Annotated in this window: 1 protein-coding gene; it reads right to left on the bottom strand. The window is 59.5% G+C overall.

The features are described 5' to 3' along the window. The coding region (locus tag ACR0E6_RS21955) for an aminotransferase class I/II-fold pyridoxal phosphate-dependent enzyme (protein WP_480587318.1) at positions 1-726 on the bottom strand (726 nt) is incomplete at its 3' end. Positions 727-844: the final 118 nt, after the last annotated feature.

Raw genomic sequence — 844 nt, 5'->3', positions numbered from 1 at the left:
TGCACCGCCGGTATGCTTCATGTAGGGTTCGACCGTGCCGCGGATAAACTCCTTGGTGCCAAGGATCACACCACCCAGCGCCCGGCCCTGCCCGTCGATATGTTTGGTCGCCGAATAGATCACCACATCCGCGCCCTGCTCGACCGCGCGCGAGAACACCGGTGTCGAAAACACGTTGTCCACCAGAACCAGAGCACCAACCGAATGGGCCAGTTCCGCAACGGCGGCAATGTCGATCACCTCGAGCGTCGGGTTTGACATGGACTCGAAGAATACGGCCTTAGTGTCGGGGCGGATCGCCGCCTTCCACTGGTCAAGATCGGTTCCATCGACAAACGTCACCTCGACACCATAGCGGGTCAGGATGTTTTCCAGAATGAACAGGCACGACCCGAACAGCGCCTTGGCCGAGACCACATGGTCCCCCGCTTTCAGCATCGAGGTCAACGCACCATTGACAGCTGCCATGCCGGACGCCGTGGCAAACGCATCCTCGGCCCCTTCCAGCGCCGCGATACGCTGTTCGAACATCGACACAGTCGGGTTGCCATAGCGGGCATAGATGAACTCATCCGGGCCACATTCCAGGAACCGGGCCTCGGCCTGCTCGGCAGTGTCGTATACGAAGCCCTGGGTCAGGAAGATCGCTTCGCTCACCTCGTTGTACTGACTACGACGGATACCGCCATGGACGGCTTGGGTGCGTTTGGTCCAGTTCTCGCTCATGTCATTCCTTTCGGCCTCAATCCCAGAGGCGCATCAAAAAAACCCCAGACGCGGTCAAGCGAAAGGGGCCTTTCATCCTGACCTTTTAGCGGTGTTGTTTAGCGTGGCCCGCAATCCG

Source organism: Ruegeria sp. AP12, from assembly GCF_056540025.1.
The sequence above is the reverse complement of the archived record's forward strand: the minus strand, read 5'-3'. Positions and strand labels throughout refer to the sequence as shown.